Here is a 15,615-nt window from a genome sequence, read left to right as displayed (position 1 = left end):
GGTGGTCCCACCTGACCCCATGCCGAACTCAGAAGTGAAACGCCGTAGCGCCGATGGTAGTGTGGGGTCTCCCCATGTGAGAGTAGGGAACTGCCAGGCATCAAATTAAGTAGTAAACCGGTGCATTAATCCGGTGGTTACAGAAGTATTCGGTGGAGCGGTAGTTCAGTCGGTTAGAATACCTGCCTGTCACGCAGGGGGTCGCGGGTTCGAGTCCCGTCCGTTCCGCCACTTATTAAAAGCCCTGAGCTAACGCTCAGGGCTTTTTTCTTATCTGACGCTTGATTGTTGCGAAATTAGCAAAAATCCTCTGCGTTTTACGATCTTTTTCGGCATAACAACCACAGTGATAATTCTCCTCAGTTTACGAACATAACGATTGAGGAATCATATGACTGTCCCTGCACTGGGTTTGGGCACTTTCCGCCTGAAAGACGATGTTGTTATTGCATCTGTTAAAACCGCACTCGAGTTGGGCTATCGCGCTATTGATACGGCGCAGATTTATGATAACGAAGCTGCCGTAGGCCAGGCCATCGAAGAGAGCGGCGTACCGCGCCACGAGCTTTTCATCACCACCAAAATCTGGATTGAGAATCTCAGCAAAGACAAGCTGATCCCAAGCCTGAAGGAAAGTCTGAAAAAGCTGCGTACTGACTATGTTGATCTTACGCTGATCCACTGGCCATCACCTGATGATGCCGTCTCTGTGGAGGAGTTCATGCAGACACTGATGGATCCGAAAACGCAGGGATTAACGCGTGAAATTGGCATTTCTAACTTCACTATCCCGTTAATGGAAAGGGCCATCGCCGCAGTGGGTAAAGAGAATATTGCCACTAACCAGATAGAACTCTCTCCCTACCTGCAAAACCGCAAAGTTGCTAACTGGGCGAAACAGCATGGCATTCACACCACCTCTTACATGACGCTGGCATATGGTAAGGCGCTGAAAGATGAAGTGATTACACGCATCGCTGAAAAACACAATGCAACAGCTGCACAGGTGATCCTGGCATGGGCGATGGGTGAGGGCTATGCCGTGATCCCTTCTTCAACCAAACGTGAAAACCTGGCAAGTAACCTGTTAGCGCGTGATCTCCAGCTGGATGATGAAGATAAAAACGCCATCGCTGCACTGGAATGCAACGATCGTCTGGTCAGCCCGGAAGGGTTAGCACCAGACTGGGATTAATAAAAGCCCTCCCTCTGTATCCTTAAACCCTCACACAGCTCCTCCGGGAGCTGTTTTTATATGTTCGCTAAGGAAGTCGATAAAAGCGCGTATGCGCGTACTGACCGCTCTGTCACTGTAATACACTGCGCTAAAAGGCATCTCTACAGGTAAGCGTTTGTCAGCCATCAGTTCTACAAGCTGACCCGCAGCTATTTCCTTATCAATCATATAGTCTGATAAACAGGCGATCCCATTTCCTTCAAGGCATAGCTGTTTCAGCGTTTCCCCGCTATTAGACGAAAGTCCGCAGGTGATCTCATGAAGTTGTCCGTCATGACAGGCCACGGGCCAGGTGTTCAGCGAGACAGGTTCGGTAAAGCCCAGGCACAGGTGCTGCTTCAGCTCCTCAACGGTCTCCGGTTTGCCATGCTCTGCAATATATTGCGGTGACGCGATAATTTTGCGATAGCTGGTGAACAGAGGGCGAGCGCGTAAACTTGAATCCGTCAGGGTTCCCGCGCGGATCGCCACATCAACTTTACGCTCAATCAGGTTAATAAACGTCTCTGAAGAGACCAGGGACAGAGTCATCTCCGGATAACGCTGCCGGAATGGCTTGATTAAGGGCATCAGAAAATGAAGCACGACCGGCGTCGCCGCATCAATGCGTAGCAATCCACGCGGAGTGCTACGCGACTCCATTATTTCCGTCTCAGCTGCCGCCATCTCCTGCAAAACGGATTGTACGCGGCGAAAATAACGTTCACCTTCTTCCGTCAGGCTGAGCTGACGCGTTGTTCTGTTGAGCAGACTCACCCCGAGCTTCATCTCCAGCTTTTTCACCGAGCGGCTGATGGCGGAGTTCGCCTGCCCGAGCTGTTCGGCCGCACGGCTGAAGCTGCCGCTTTCCACCACGGCAACAAAGATAGTCAGTTCTTCCGATGTGGCTTTCATTATTGCATCATCCGCAAAATTCTATTGAGATTCTAACCATTTTTGTTATTTAAACACTGGCGCATACTGCCTGTCATCTTAATCCTGAAGAGACGGAGTATTTATGCCACTGGCGCTTCTTGCCCTGACGATCAGTGCCTTCGCAATTGGCACGACCGAATTTGTTATTGTAGGACTGGTCCCTACCATTGCTAATCAACTTGCCATTTCGCTGCCCTCTGCCGGGCTGCTGGTGTCAATTTATGCGTTAGGTGTCGCTGTTGGGGCGCCTGTGCTGACGGCGCTTACCGGCCGATTCCCGCGTAAACAACTGTTAGTCGCCCTGATGGTGCTCTTTACGGCCGGCAATATTCTGGCGTGGCAGGCTCCGGACTACATCACGCTTGTCATTGCCCGTTTGCTGACAGGCCTCGCACACGGTGTCTTCTTCTCCATCGGTTCCACCATTGCAACCAGCCTGGTGCCTAAAGAGAAAGCGGCGTCAGCCATTGCTATTATGTTTGGCGGCTTAACCGTCGCGCTGGTTACAGGCGTGCCGTTAGGAACGTTTATCGGACAACATTTTGGCTGGCGTGAAACCTTCCTCGCGGTATCGCTGTTGGGCGTGATTGCTCTGGTGGCCAGCCTACTGTTGGTTCCGTCGAATACCCCGGGGCGCGCGAGCGCCAGCCTGAGCGATCAGGTTAAGGTTCTGACACACCCGCGCCTGCTGCTTATCTATGCCGTAACGGCGCTGGGCTATGGTGGCGTGTTCACTGCATTCACCTTCCTTGCGCCGATGATGCAGGAGCTGGCTGGTTTTTCTCCGGGGGCAGTGAGCTGGATTTTACTGGGCTACGGTATCTCCGTCGCAATCGGCAATATCTGGGGCGGCAAGCTTGCGGATAAGCATGGTGCTGTGCCGGCGCTGAAATTCATCTTCGCCGCACTGGTTATTCTGCTGATGATTTTCCAGTTCACCGCATCGATACAATATGCCGCGCTGGTAACGGTCTTAGTTATGGGAATATTCGCGTTTGGTAACGTGCCGGGATTGCAGGTGTATGTTGTACAGAAAGCCGAACGCTATACGCCGAATGCGGTGGATGTTGCATCTGGTCTGAATATTGCTGCATTCAATATCGGTATCGCCCTCGGATCGGTTATTGGTGGTCAGACAGTTGAACACGTTGGATTAACCCAAACGCCATGGATTGGTGCGGTGATTGTGCTTGTCGCTTTCCTCCTTATTGGTCTGAGTGGACGGCTTGATAAACCCTCTCGCGTCGCGCTTGGATAAGTATCAGTAAGTGCTTGCTTACAAAACTGGAAAGCGGTTTCTCAGTAATTGCGTTGAAAGTGCGACCTAAAATCCCTATAACATTAGAACCAGTTCGTTTTCCGGGCTGGTTCATGTTACAGAGGTCGTTTCCAAAAGTGCGAAAAAATACCTATGCCATGCGTTATGTTGCCGGAATGCCTGCGGAGAGGATCTTGCCTCCGGGTTCGTTTGCGAGCCTGGGTCAGGCATTACCAGCGGGCACGCCATTAAGCAGTGACGAAAAAATTCGCGTACTGGTGTGGAACATCTTTAAACAACAGCGTGCGGAGTGGTTATCCGTACTCAAAAATTTTGGTAAAGATGCGCATCTGGTTTTGTTACAGGAGGCGCAAACCACGCCTGAGCTGGTCAGATTTGCAACGACTCACTACCTTGCAGCCGATCAGGTGCCTGCTTTTGTTCTGCCACAGCATCCTTCTGGGGTGATGACTCTTTCAGCCGCACATCCGGTCTATTGCTGCCCGCTGCGTGAACGTGAACCGATCCTGCGTCTGGCAAAATCGGCGCTGGTCACGGTCTATCCGTTACCGGATACTCGTCTGCTGATGGTGGTAAACATCCATGCGGTGAACTTCAGCCTGGGTGTTGATGTGTATAGTAAGCAGTTACTTCCCATTGGCGATCAGATTGCTCATCACAGCGGGCCGATCATTATGGCCGGGGACTTCAATGCCTGGAGCCGCCCGCGTATGAACGCGTTGTACCGCTTTGCGCGTGAAATGTCGCTGCGTGAAGTTCGTTTTAGCGATGACCAGCGTAAGAAAGCGTTTGGTCGTCCTCTTGATTTTGTCTTCTATCGGGGTTTAAGCGTGCACGATGCATCCGTTCTGGTGACGCGCGCCTCCGATCATAATCCTCTACTAGTAGAATTCAGTCCCGGCAAACCTGATAAATAATGGTGCGTCAGGTCTGCCGTGGGGCAGGCCTGTGCGGGTGCTGCCCTTTGTTTTTTAACCCATAAAAGGACAGCAACATGACAACAACACACTCCCATCATGACAACGTCGAAAAACAGTTTGGCTCTCAGGCTAGCGCGTATCTGAGCAGCGCCGTGCACGCCTCTGGCCGCGACCTGGTGCGTCTCGGCGAACGGCTCGCCGCGTTCCCTGACGCGCACGTGCTGGACTTAGGCTGCGGGGCGGGGCACGCCAGTTTTACCGCTGCACAGCAGGTTGCCCAGGTGACGGCGTATGATTTATCGAGCCAGATGCTGGATGTGGTTGCAGAGGCGGCGAAAGCGAAAGGGTTGAATAACATCACTACGCGCCAGGGTTACGCTGAATCTTTACCCTTTGAGGATGCGTCGTTTGATGTTGTGATTAGCCGTTACTCTGCACACCACTGGCATGATGTAGGGCAGGCATTACGTGAAGTGAAACGGGTGCTCAAACCGGGCGGAACCTTCATCATCATGGACGTGATGTCTCCCGGACATCCGGTACGGAATATCTGGCTCCAGACGGTTGAAGCGCTCCGTGATACCTCGCACGTGCAAAATTACTCCAGTGGTGAGTGGCTTACGTTTATCACCGAAGCTGGCTTGATTTCACGCTCATTAATAACCGACCGTTTGCCGCTGGAGTTCACGTCATGGATTGCGCGGATGCGCACACCGGAGGCATTGACTCAGGCGATCCGATTGTATCAGGAGAGTGCCTCTGCTGACGTGAAGGCGTACTTTGAACTGCATGACGATGGTTCGTTTACCAGCGACACCATTATGGCTGAAGCGCAAAAAGCGGGATAAACAAAAAAGGCACCGAGGGGAATCGGTGCCTTTTTTACAAGCGATCGTACTATCAGGAATCTGGCGTAGCGCTGTTTTTCACAAACAACGTCAGCTGGTCGCCAGGTTGCAGATTGTCAGTATCATTGTTCCAGCGCATCACATCTTTGATGTTTACGCCGTGACGCTTAGCAATACTGGACAGCGAGTCGCCTTTACGTACGCGATAGGTAATGCTATCGCTGTTTTTAGCGAGACGCTGTGCGCTGCTACCTGCACCAACGGTCAGCGTTTGACCCACTTTCAGACCGGACCCGCGCAGATTATTCCACTGCTGGAGATCTTTCGTATTCACGCCAAGGCGTGAAGCAATTCCTGAAAGCGTATCGCCTGAACGCACCTTATAGCTGCGGCTGCTTACAGGCGACGTATCAGCGATCAGCGTGGACTGAACGGCTGCAATTTCACCCGAAGCTAAAGACTCTCGTAACTGTTCCGCGTGTTTCTGCGGAATCATTACATAACGTGGGCCACTTGCACCCAGCGTGGAGCCTTTAACACCTGCATTAAAGGTTTTAAGCTTACTTACCGACATACCCGTCATATCGGCAACCTGTTGAATATCAACCGGGCTGCTGAGGCGGACACGCGCCAGTGCACGACTTTCGTCTGGTGTTGGCAGTTGTACACCGTAACGTTTACTGTTCTTGAGAATGTCACTCAGAGCCAGCATTTTCGGTACGTAAATCTTTGTTTCCTGTGGCAGTGAGAGCGACCAGAAGTCTGTGGATTTACCACGCGCTTTATTCGCTTTCATTGCCTTCAGTACACGACCTTCACCACTGTTATACGCCGCGACAGTCAATAACCAGTCGCCGTCAAACATCTTGTTCAGACGTTGCATCATGTCGAGAGCGGCTGTCGTTGAAGCGACAACGTCACGACGCGCATCGTAGTTGCGGGTCTGCTTTAAACCATAATTTCGCCCTGTGCTCGGAATGATCTGCCAGATGCCTGCTGCATTGGCGCCAGACGTCGCGTGCGGGTCAAAAGCGCTCTCCACTATGGGTAGTAGTACCAGTTCCATAGGCATGTTACGTTTCTTAACTTGCCCGGCTATCCAGTACATATACGGCTCTGCCCGTAATGTTACATCGTGGAGATAGCTCTTATTTCTCAAATACTTCTGTTTCTGTTCGCGAATCCGGCTGTTTTCCGGAATTCCCATCTTTAGCTCGTCGCCAATAGAGGCCCACAAGTCTTGTTCCTGCGCGAAGGATGTCCCATCGTCCAACCAACGCGCCTGACTCGTAAACTTCCCTGCTTCCCCTTGACCAGCCGCAGAAAGGCTCTGTGCGTGCTGCTGTACGTTGCTGCCGTTTTGTGACTGGCAACCTACAAGCAGGACAGAGGCGAGTAATATCGCTTTTGCCTTCATGTGTGTGTCAATAGTTGCTTAAAAGACGAGCGATGATAACGGCGAAATTTTGAAAAGGCAACCCGCAATTATCTGAAGTTATCTTTCTTTGACCTTAACCATGCAAATCGCGCTTCTGGTTGTAACAAATTTGTTTCTTGGTTAATTTTATTAATTAAATCAGTGTCATTAGTTCTTAAAAATAAATTTATTTGGCGCTCATTTTTCAGAATTACGGGGAGTGTTTTTTGGTTTTTTGCACGTAACTCCTTCACTTTGTGGTAATAATCCTGAATCGCTCGATCCTCTGGCAGGACGCTCGCAGCAAACTTCATATTCCCTAATGTATACTCATGTGCGCAACAAATGATGGTGTCGGCTGGCAGTGCATTAATTTTTTGTAAAGATTGATACATTTGTTCGGGCGTACCTTCAAATAGCCTTCCACAGCCGCCGGAAAACAGCGTATCGCCACAAAACAGATAAGGTTTGCTGTAGAAACAGAGATGACCGGAAGTGTGACCTGGCGTAGCAAATACGGAAAACTCCCACCCGAGGATGAGGATACTTTCGCCTTCTTCGACAACTTGCGTCGTACCCTTATTTTGTGTCTCTGCCGGTCCGTAGACGGGAAGATGGGGATAGCGCGCCAGGAGAGCGGGAACTCCACCGACATGATCGTCATGATGATGGGTAAGGAGAATCGCTTCAGGTTGCCAGTCGTTTTCTTTTATTGCGCGCAGGATCGGTGCGGATTCGCCTGGATCAACAATGATGCATCTGCGATCGTTGTCGACTAAAACCCAGATGTAATTGTCCTGAAAGGCGGAAATACTGATAAGATTCATGCATTACCTCTTATAGCGTGGCGGGTGTTTTGATGAAACCGGCAAGGATACCTCAGACTGTCGCACCACCGGAACGTTGGGCAGAGTTGCCCTGGGGTGAATATTATCGCGAGGCCTTAGAACTTCAGCTTAAACCCTGGCTCGCGAAAATGTATGGTTTTCACCTGCTTAAGATTGGCAATCTGAGCGCAGAAATCAATACCGAAAGCTGCGCTATCTCGCATCAGGTTAACGTATCACTTAAGGGGGCCCCGGTTCAGGTGAAAGCAGATCCGCTGCATTTGCCGTTTGCGGAAAAATCCATTGATGCCTGTCTGCTCGCCCACACGCTGCCCTGGTGCAGCGATCCCCATCGTCTCCTGCGGGAAGCGGACCGCGTTTTGATTGACGACGGCTGGCTGGTCCTGAGCGGCTTTAATCCGCTGAGCCTGATGGGTCTACGTAAACTGACCCCCGTGTTGCGTCGCACGCCGCCGTATAACAGCCGCATGTTTACCCTGATGCGCCAGCTGGACTGGCTTTCATTGTTAAATTTCGAAGTGCTGAGCTACGGGGGATTTCAGGTTATCCCCTGGACGCGTAAAGGCGGAGTCTTATTAAGCACCCATTTACCTGCGCTGGGCTGTATGCAATTTATTGTCGCGCGTAAGAGGACGATCCCCCTTACGCTCAACCCAATGAAGCAGAGCAAATCAAAAACGCGGATCCGCCAGACCGTTGGGGCCACGCGGCAGTATAATAAACCGTGATCAGGATTCAGGCTGATAACCTGCGTCTTCATGAGTCGGGTTGGAGGCCGCCGCGCGAGCCAGCTCGTCACAGCGTTCGTTTTCAGGGTGACCGGCGTGCCCCTTTACCCACTCCCATTTGATTTCGTGCTGACCCAGGGCGGCATCAAGACGCTTCCAGAGGTCGACATTCTTGACCGGCTTTTTCTCTGCCGTTTTCCAGCCGCGTTTTTTCCAGTTGTGGATCCACTGGGTTATGCCCTGGCGGACATACTGGCTGTCGGTACTCAGCACCACGTCACAATGTTCTTTTAACGCTTCCAGCGCCACGATGGCCGCCATCAGCTCCATGCGGTTGTTGGTGGTGAGAAAATAGCCTTCACTAAAGGTTTTTTCATGCTCACGATAACGCATAATGGCGCCATAGCCGCCGGGCCCTGGGTTACCGAGACAAGATCCATCGGTGAAAATTTCTACCTGTTTACGCATCTCTGGTAGACTTCCTGTATTTGAAACGTTCAGTAAAACGATAAGTCTGACATAAATGACCGCTATGAGCACTGCAATTACTCGCCAGATTGTTCTCGATACCGAAACCACCGGTATGAACCAGATTGGCGCCCACTACGAAGGGCACAAAATCATTGAGATTGGTGCCGTTGAAGTGGTGAACCGTCGTCTTACGGGCAACAACTTCCACGTTTACCTCAAACCCGATCGGCTGGTGGACCCGGAAGCGTTCGGCGTTCACGGCATCGCCGATGAGTTTTTGCTGGATAAGCCCACCTTTGCCGACGTCGCAGATGAATTTCTCGACTACATCAGGGGGGCGGAACTGGTCATTCATAATGCGTCGTTCGATATCGGCTTTATGGACTATGAGTTCAGCAAGCTTAATCGCGATATTCCAAAGACGAATACGTTCTGTAAGGTCACGGATAGCCTGGCGCTGGCAAGGAAGATGTTCCCCGGCAAGCGTAACAGCCTTGATGCCCTGTGCTCACGCTATGAGATAGACAACACCAAACGAACGCTGCACGGCGCATTGCTTGATGCCCAGATCCTGGCCGATGTCTACCTGACCATGACCGGCGGGCAAACGTCGATGAAATTCAGTATGGAAAATGAATCCCAGCAGACGCGTGATGAAGGAGGGATTCAGCGCATTGTGCGTCAGGCGAATCGCCTGCGGGTTGTTTTAGCCAGTGATGAAGAACTGATGAACCATGAATCTCGTCTCGATTTAGTACAAAAGAAGGGCGGGAGCTGTCTGTGGCGCACCTGAAAATGTGCTGAAACGTTTGTTAAATCACCGTTTGGGTGAATTTTGCAGCAAACGATTCAAAACCTGAGAAAAAGCGTTGACGAGTTCAGAGGCAAACCGTAATATTCGCCTCGTTCCCCAAACGGGAACAGTGGAGCGGTAGTTCAGTCGGTTAGAATACCTGCCTGTCACGCAGGGGGTCGCGGGTTCGAGTCCCGTCCGTTCCGCCACTATTCAGGCCCGCGTTATTTATAACGTGGGCCTTTTTTCATTTCTGCTTTTTCCCGATGTTACGCCAGAAGATAAGTCAGGGTAACACCGCGGGTTGTGTTTATCCGATTGTAAACGGGTCTGCATCCTGCCAGGCCGGAAACTTCTCCCGATACTCTTTTAAGGCCGTTAACGAGATCTCAGCGTCAATTCGTGTTGCCTGATGCGGCTCGGCGGTGGCAATAATCTCACCCTGCGGACTGATCACCCGGCTGTCACCGCGATAGTGATGCCCGTTGCCGTCCGTTCCCACGCGGTTACAGCCAACGACATAAGCCTGATTTTCAATCGCGCGCGCGGTCAGTAAAGCCTGCCAGTGCAGCGAGCGTGGGGCGGGCCAGTTGGCGACGTACAACGCCAGGTCATAATCGTTGCGGTTGCGCGACCACACCGGGAAGCGCAGGTCATAGCAGACCAGCGGCAGAATACGCCATCCGCGCCATTCAAATACCACGCGTTCGCTTCCGGCTTCATAATGTTGATGTTCATCCGCCATGCGGAACAGGTGGCGCTTATCGTAGAAATGGGCTTTTCCTTCCGGCTCGACCAGCAGGAAGCGGTTGACCGGTCCGCGCCCGGTCTGGAGTGCGACGCTACCGGCAATCAGCGCGTTTGTTTCCTGCGCCCTGGCGTGCATCCAGGCCACCACCTCGTCCTGCGGCATGGACTGTTTTGCTGCCTCCATCGCGAAACCTGTGGTGAACATCTCCGGCAGGACAATCACATCACGTCCGGTAATCTCTTCCAGCTGGCGATCAAAATGGCGAAGGTTGGCGGGGCCGTCCATCCACACTAAAGGTTGCTGCAAAACAGAAATCTTTAAACCAGGCACGATACAGGCTCCTTAATAAACACTTTTTGACACTGTAGCACGTCATTACCAGAAAATGTGGCAATAAAAAACCCCGCGCGGGGCGGGGTTTGTGGGAGCAAAAGGCCTTATGCCGCTTCAGGTTTGCGATGTTTCTCTGGCAGCTTTACCGGCTGTGTCGCCAGCTCTTCAGGTTCGAAATCATCCACATTAATACTGCGCAGACGGCTCTCTTCGGCTTTCACCAGAATTGCAGCTTCACTGTTGTCGATGATGCCACCCGCCAGCGCCTGTTTTGCCAGCTCATCCAGCCGTGTAAACGGCAGGTTTTTGCCCAGCTGTTTGCAAATCTTCTGGTGAATCGGATCGGCGGCCATCACGTCAAGCAGCGCCTCTTCCAGCAAACCTACCGGGTTATGCGGGGTAGGTGCCAGATATTGACCCCGACCAATACGAGAGCGGGTTGCGCTTGGTACCTGGAGAATTTTTGCCACTTTGTGATCCAGCTTGTCGGACGGCGCCAGGTGATGACGACCGGTCGGGAAGATCACCGCGCGCAGGGCACCCGCGACGAAGCGGTTCGGGAAGTTGGCCAGCAGATCGTCAATCGCCTGTTCGGCCTGATACATTGCATCCTGCACGCCCCAGTGCACCAGCGGCAGATCCGCTTCCTGACGGCCTTCATCGTCGTAGCGTTTCAGCACCGCAGAGGCCAGAAAGATCTGGCTCAGCACATCACCCAGACGGGCGGAGATGCGTTCGCGACGCTTCAGGCTACCGCCCAGGACGGCCATAGAGACGTCAGACAGCAGGGCCAGGTTGGCGCTCAGACGGTTCAGATGCTGGTAGTAACGTTTGGTCGCATCGCCGGTTGGCGTGGCGCTGGTTAGTCCACGCGTCAGGCCCAGCCAGAAGCTGCGCACCTTGTTACTGCCCACGTGACCAATATGTTTGAACAGCAGCTTATCGAAGGCATCCACGTCGTTATTCTGCGCGGCGGCCATCTCTTCCAGCACGTACGGATGGCAGCGAATCGCCCCCTGGCCGAAGATCATCATGCTGCGGGTCAGGATGTTTGCCCCTTCCACGGTGATGGCAATCGGCGCACCCTGATAGCCGCGTGCCAGGAAGTTGCCTTCACCGAGCATGATCCCTTTACCGCCTGCGATATCCATTGCATCAATAATTGACTGCTGTGCACGGTGGGTACAGTGGTATTTCACAATTGCCGACAGCACGGCGGGTTTTTCGCCCAGCATAATGCCGTAGGTAATCAGCGAGGCTGCGGCGTCCATCACGTAGGCATTGCCCGCAATACGCGCCAGCGGCTCTTCGATACCTTCCATCTTGCCGATGGAGATTTTGAACTGGCGGCGGATATGTGCATAAGCCCCAATCCCCATCGCCACCGACTTCAGACCGCCGGTTGAGTTCGACGGCAGGGTAATACCGCGGCCCACCGACAGACATTCCACCAGCATGCGCCAGCCCTGACCGGCCATTTTCGGGCCACCGATAATGTAATCAATCGGGACAAAGATATCCTGACCGCGGGTAGGACCGTTCTGGAACGGCACGTTCAGCGGGAAGTGACGACGACCAATTTCCACGCCCGGCGTTGAGGTTGGGATCAGCGCACAGGTAATGCCCAGCTCTTCTTCACCGCCCAGCAGTCTTTCCGGGTCAGAGAGTTTGAACGCCAGGCCCAGCACCGTGGCGATAGGCGCCAGGGTGATATAGCGTTTGTTCCAGGTCAGGCGCATGCCCAGCACCTGCTGGCCCTGCCATTCGCCCATGCAGACCACGCCGGTATCCGGAATAGCACCGGCATCAGAACCGGCTTCCGGGCTGGTCAGCGCGAAGCACGGGATTTCCTGACCACGCGCCAGACGCGGCAGGTAGTGATCTTTCTGCTCTTCCGTACCGTAATGCTGTAACAGCTCGCCAGGGCCTAAGGAGTTTGGCACACCCACGGTGATCGCCAGGATCCCCGAGACACCCGCCAGTTTTTGCAGCACACGAGCCTGAGCGTAAGCGGAGAATTCCAGACCGCCGTACTCTTTCTTAATGATCATCGCGAAGAAGCGATGCTCTTTCAGGTACGCCCAGAGTTCAGGCGGCAGGTCGGCCATTTCGTGAGTAATGGCAAAGTCGTTTGCCATGCGGCACGCTTCTTCCACCGGGCCATCAATAAAGGCCTGTTCTTCGGCAGTCAGGCGCGGCTGCGGATAATTGTGCAGCTTTTTCCAGTCCGGGTTGCCCTGGAACAGATCGCCTTCCCACCATGTCGTACCGGCATCAATCGCTTCTTTCTCCGTACGCGACATCGGCGGCATCACTTTACGGAATCCCTTGAACACCGGAGCGGAAATCATCGACTTACGCATCGGCGTCAGGTTGAACGGCAGCAAAATGATGGCCAGGGGAACAAGCACCCAGATATTCCACAGGCCAGCGACGCCAAGTGCAGCCGTCCAGGCCAGAAGAATCAGGCTACTCAGTAATAAACTGACACGGTGATAAAACAACACACCGAGCAGCACAACGGTTGCGAGAATGCTCAAAATCATCATAAAGAAAAGCTCCCTTGCTTGTAGGAGGTCTGACCACTTGTGATGATATGGTTTTAGTTGATGTCATTTCCTTTAGCAATGTGTTTACAAAATAATTACAACCTGGTTCACATTGTTCGCGTTTTAGCCGGCACAAAAAATCAAAAACGCCGGACGATTCGCATGGCTTTAGCTTCTCGCTTTTAGCGCTATCCGGTACACTCCACTGTGTTATTTCATCAATACTGAAGGATTATCCTCATGTACCAGGATCTTATTCGTAACGAACTGAACGAAGCGGCGGAAACGCTGGCGAACTTTCTGAAAGATGATGCCAATATTCACGCTATTCAGCGCGCGGCGGTCCTGCTGGCCGACAGCTTCAAAGCCGGTGGCAAAGTGCTTTCGTGCGGTAACGGCGGCTCCCACTGCGACGCCATGCACTTCGCAGAAGAGCTTACCGGACGCTATCGCGAAAACCGTCCGGGCTATCCGGCGATTGCGATTTCCGACGTGAGCCACATCTCCTGCGTGGGCAACGACTTCGGTTACGACCACATCTTTTCCCGCTACGTTGAAGCCGTGGGCCGTGAAGGTGACGTGCTGCTGGGGATTTCGACCTCCGGTAACTCCGCTAACGTGATCAAAGCGATTGCCGCCGCGCGTGAGAAGGGCATGAAAGTGATCACCCTGACCGGGAAAGATGGCGGTAAGATGGACGGTACGGCGGACATTGAAATCCGTGTTCCACACTTCGGTTATGCGGACCGCGTTCAGGAAATTCACATCAAAGTGATCCACATCCTGATCCAACTGATCGAAAAAGAGATGGTTAAGTAAGACTTCGCTGGGGGGCTCCGCTGCTCCCCGCTGTTGTGGAGGTGATGTATGTGCGAACTGCTCGGGATGAGCGCCAATGTGCCAACCGATATCTGCTTTAGTTTTACCGGGCTGGTTCAGCGCGGTGGAGGAACCGGGCCGCATAAAGACGGCTGGGGCATTACCTTTTACGAAGGCAAAGGCTGTCGCACGTTCAAAGACCCACAGCCCAGCTTTAACTCGCCCATTGCCAAACTGGTGCAGGATTATCCCATTAAATCCTGTTCGGTGATCGCGCACATCCGTCAGGCAAACCGGGGGGAGGTAGCGCTGGAAAACACCCATCCCTTTACCCGCGAGCTGTGGGGCCGTAACTGGACCTACGCGCATAATGGGCAGCTTACGGGTTATAAATCCCTGGAAACGGGCAACTTCCGTCCGGTCGGCGAAACGGACAGTGAGAAAGCGTTCTGCTGGCTGCTCCACAAGCTGACGGAGCGTTATCCCCGCACGCCCGGCAACATGGCCGCCGTCTTTAAATACATTGCGTCGCTGGCGTCAGAACTACGCGAGAAGGGCGTCTTCAATATGCTGCTGTCAGACGGGCGTTACGTGATGGCGTTTTGCTCCACGAATCTTTTCTGGATCACGCGCCGCGCGCCGTTTGGCGTGGCCACGTTGCTCGATCAGGATGTGGAAATTGATTTTCAGAAGGAGACCACACCAAACGATGTGGTCACCGTCATTGCAACGCAGCCGCTGACGGGCAACGAAACCTGGCAAAAGATCATGCCAGGCGAGTGGGTGCTATTTTGCCTCGGGGACCGCGTAATTTGACGCAAGCTGAGGCTGGACCACTTCATGGCTGAGCGGTTTACTCACCACGTAACGGCCATTGACGATGGACACCACCGGCGGCTTATGGGTTTGCTCGAAGTAGTCATAGCCCGGTTTTAGCTGTTTCCAGAAATCCGTATACACAGAGTACTTATGGCGCGCCATGTTGGCATCCGTCATACGGAACGGATAGATGCTGACCTGAACGTTCGGCTGGCCGAAGACCAGTGCGCCGGTGACAAACTGGAAAATCTCATCAATACCGGAATCCGTCATCGCATAACAGCCGACAGATACGCAGGCACCGTGGATCATCAGGTATTTACCCTCGTAACCGTGAGCGCGGTCAAAGGCATTGGGGAAACCGATGTTAATCGCTTTATAGAAGCGGCTGTCCGGTTTTAGCTGGTTACGCTGAACGTTGTAAAACCCTTCCGGACTTTTGAAGTCACCCTGGCGCTGTTTCGGCCCCAGCCCGCCAGAATAGTTACAGATTTTGTAGCTATCGAGCAGCTGATACGTCTCGCCCATTTTGACAAACAGATCGAGTGTGCGCTCTTCCTTGAAGATTTGAATATAAACCGGGGATCCCATCAACTGCTGTTTATACTCTTTGCTGACCGGCGTCGTTGAACTATTACTGCCAAGCAGCCCGGCAAACGACATGCACGGTATCAGAAGCATCGCAATGAACAATGCGATTTTACGCATACTACTGGTTCCTTGATAAAACAATGACCAACTTGCCAGAACGGCAAAAGACACCCGAAATCAGACTAATCTGGACAGGAGCGCTCACATTAGCATCGATGGAGATTTTCGCAAGAGCCAACCTTTGCGTTTACAAATTAGTTTTACTTTATAACCCATTCAAATTGCCGTGACTCCAGG

The 15,615-nt window shown here is 52.8% G+C and carries 15 protein-coding genes, 2 tRNA genes and 1 rRNA gene; 11 read left to right on the top strand and 7 right to left on the bottom strand.

All coding sequences use genetic code 11. From position 1 onward, the window contains the following. From rrf to dkgB, 3 genes are all read left to right on the top strand, one after another. Positions 1-99 (top strand): 5S ribosomal RNA (gene rrf, locus G6Q29_RS07235); the annotation flags it as partial. 55 nt (positions 100-154) lie between these two features. Further along, positions 155-231: transfer RNA gene (locus G6Q29_RS07230), tRNA-Asp, on the top strand. 160 nt (positions 232-391) lie between these two features. Continuing rightward, positions 392-1,195: a 2,5-didehydrogluconate reductase DkgB gene (gene dkgB / locus G6Q29_RS07225; RefSeq protein ID WP_165465072.1), complete on the top strand. Its 804-nt coding sequence runs from the start codon at positions 392-394 to the stop codon at positions 1,193-1,195. Between the two features lie 30 nt (positions 1,196-1,225). Here the strand turns inward: dkgB and yafC are convergent, their stop codons facing one another. After that, a complete protein-coding gene (gene yafC / locus G6Q29_RS07220) occupies positions 1,226-2,131 on the bottom strand; it encodes a DNA-binding transcriptional regulator YafC (protein ID WP_165465071.1) in 906 nt (301 codons plus the stop codon). Between the two features lie 103 nt (positions 2,132-2,234). Between yafC and G6Q29_RS07215 the strand changes: the two genes are divergently transcribed. The 3 genes from G6Q29_RS07215 to G6Q29_RS07205 all read left to right on the top strand — a co-directional run bounded on the left by G6Q29_RS07215 (position 2,235) and on the right by G6Q29_RS07205 (position 5,199). Next, positions 2,235-3,410, top strand: a complete 1,176-nt coding sequence (locus tag G6Q29_RS07215; protein WP_165465070.1) for an MFS transporter — start codon at positions 2,235-2,237, stop codon at positions 3,408-3,410. 137 nt (positions 3,411-3,547) lie between these two features. Further along, the gene (locus G6Q29_RS07210; protein WP_032673787.1) at positions 3,548-4,348 is read left to right on the top strand and encodes an endonuclease/exonuclease/phosphatase family protein; all 801 of its coding nucleotides are present in this window, start codon (positions 3,548-3,550) and stop codon (positions 4,346-4,348) included. 77 nt (positions 4,349-4,425) lie between these two features. Next, on the top strand, positions 4,426-5,199 hold the full coding sequence (locus G6Q29_RS07205) for a class I SAM-dependent methyltransferase (RefSeq protein WP_165465069.1): 774 nt from the start codon (positions 4,426-4,428) through the stop codon (positions 5,197-5,199). A 52-nt stretch (positions 5,200-5,251) separates the two neighbouring features. Here G6Q29_RS07205 and mltD read toward each other — a convergent pair whose 3' ends face one another. Beyond that, positions 5,252-6,616, bottom strand: coding sequence for a murein transglycosylase D (mltD, locus tag G6Q29_RS07200; RefSeq protein WP_165465068.1), 1,365 nt, complete (start codon positions 6,614-6,616; stop codon positions 5,252-5,254). Between the two features lie 68 nt (positions 6,617-6,684). Beyond that, positions 6,685-7,443, bottom strand: a complete 759-nt coding sequence (gloB, locus tag G6Q29_RS07195) for a hydroxyacylglutathione hydrolase (RefSeq protein WP_165465067.1) — start codon at positions 7,441-7,443, stop codon at positions 6,685-6,687. 32 nt (positions 7,444-7,475) lie between these two features. Between gloB and G6Q29_RS07190 the strand changes: the two genes are divergently transcribed. Beyond that, the gene (locus G6Q29_RS07190; protein ID WP_165465066.1) at positions 7,476-8,192 is read left to right on the top strand and encodes a class I SAM-dependent methyltransferase; all 717 of its coding nucleotides are present in this window, start codon (positions 7,476-7,478) and stop codon (positions 8,190-8,192) included. On the opposite strand, the gene rnhA is transcribed toward G6Q29_RS07190, so the two are convergent. After that, complete coding sequence (gene rnhA / locus G6Q29_RS07185) at positions 8,193-8,771, bottom strand: ribonuclease HI (protein ID WP_162196835.1); 579 nt, start codon at positions 8,769-8,771, stop codon at positions 8,193-8,195. It abuts the gene before it with no gap. On the opposite strand from rnhA, the gene dnaQ reads away from it, so the two are divergent. Together dnaQ and G6Q29_RS07175 are read left to right on the top strand one after the other, a co-directional pair. Continuing rightward, complete coding sequence (gene dnaQ, locus G6Q29_RS07180) at positions 8,725-9,456, top strand: DNA polymerase III subunit epsilon (protein WP_003863237.1); 732 nt, start codon at positions 8,725-8,727, stop codon at positions 9,454-9,456. The two genes, rnhA and dnaQ, sit on opposite strands and share 47 nt — an antisense overlap. Before the next feature lie 132 nt (positions 9,457-9,588). Then, positions 9,589-9,665 (top strand) — tRNA-Asp (locus G6Q29_RS07175). Between the two features lie 101 nt (positions 9,666-9,766). Here G6Q29_RS07175 and G6Q29_RS07170 read toward each other — a convergent pair. Together G6Q29_RS07170 and fadE are read right to left on the bottom strand one after the other, a co-directional pair. Further along, on the bottom strand, positions 9,767-10,537 hold the full coding sequence (locus G6Q29_RS07170; protein ID WP_165465065.1) for an amidohydrolase: 771 nt from the start codon (positions 10,535-10,537) through the stop codon (positions 9,767-9,769). A 107-nt stretch (positions 10,538-10,644) separates the two neighbouring features. Next, positions 10,645-13,089: an acyl-CoA dehydrogenase FadE gene (gene fadE / locus G6Q29_RS07165; protein ID WP_165465064.1), complete on the bottom strand. Its 2,445-nt coding sequence runs from the start codon at positions 13,087-13,089 to the stop codon at positions 10,645-10,647. Positions 13,090-13,329: 240 nt separating this feature from the next. Between fadE and lpcA the strand changes: the two genes are divergently transcribed. Further along, the gene (gene lpcA / locus G6Q29_RS07160) at positions 13,330-13,908 is read left to right on the top strand and encodes a D-sedoheptulose 7-phosphate isomerase (protein ID WP_003863232.1); all 579 of its coding nucleotides are present in this window, start codon (positions 13,330-13,332) and stop codon (positions 13,906-13,908) included. A gap of 48 nt (positions 13,909-13,956) precedes the next feature. Then, the gene (locus G6Q29_RS07155; RefSeq protein ID WP_102750185.1) at positions 13,957-14,724 is read left to right on the top strand and encodes a class II glutamine amidotransferase; all 768 of its coding nucleotides are present in this window, start codon (positions 13,957-13,959) and stop codon (positions 14,722-14,724) included. On the opposite strand, the gene dpaA is transcribed toward G6Q29_RS07155, so the two are convergent. After that, positions 14,695-15,435 (bottom strand): peptidoglycan meso-diaminopimelic acid protein amidase, encoded by a 741-nt coding sequence (gene dpaA / locus G6Q29_RS07150; RefSeq protein ID WP_063451772.1) that lies wholly within the window; start codon positions 15,433-15,435, stop codon positions 14,695-14,697. The genes G6Q29_RS07155 and dpaA overlap by 30 nt on opposite strands. Positions 15,436-15,615: the final 180 nt, after the last annotated feature.

Origin of the sequence: Enterobacter cloacae (assembly GCF_011078175.1) — a bacterium.
GTDB classification, from domain to species: domain Bacteria; phylum Pseudomonadota; class Gammaproteobacteria; order Enterobacterales; family Enterobacteriaceae; genus Enterobacter; species Enterobacter cloacae_Q.
This window is presented reverse-complemented; position numbering and strand designations above follow the sequence as displayed.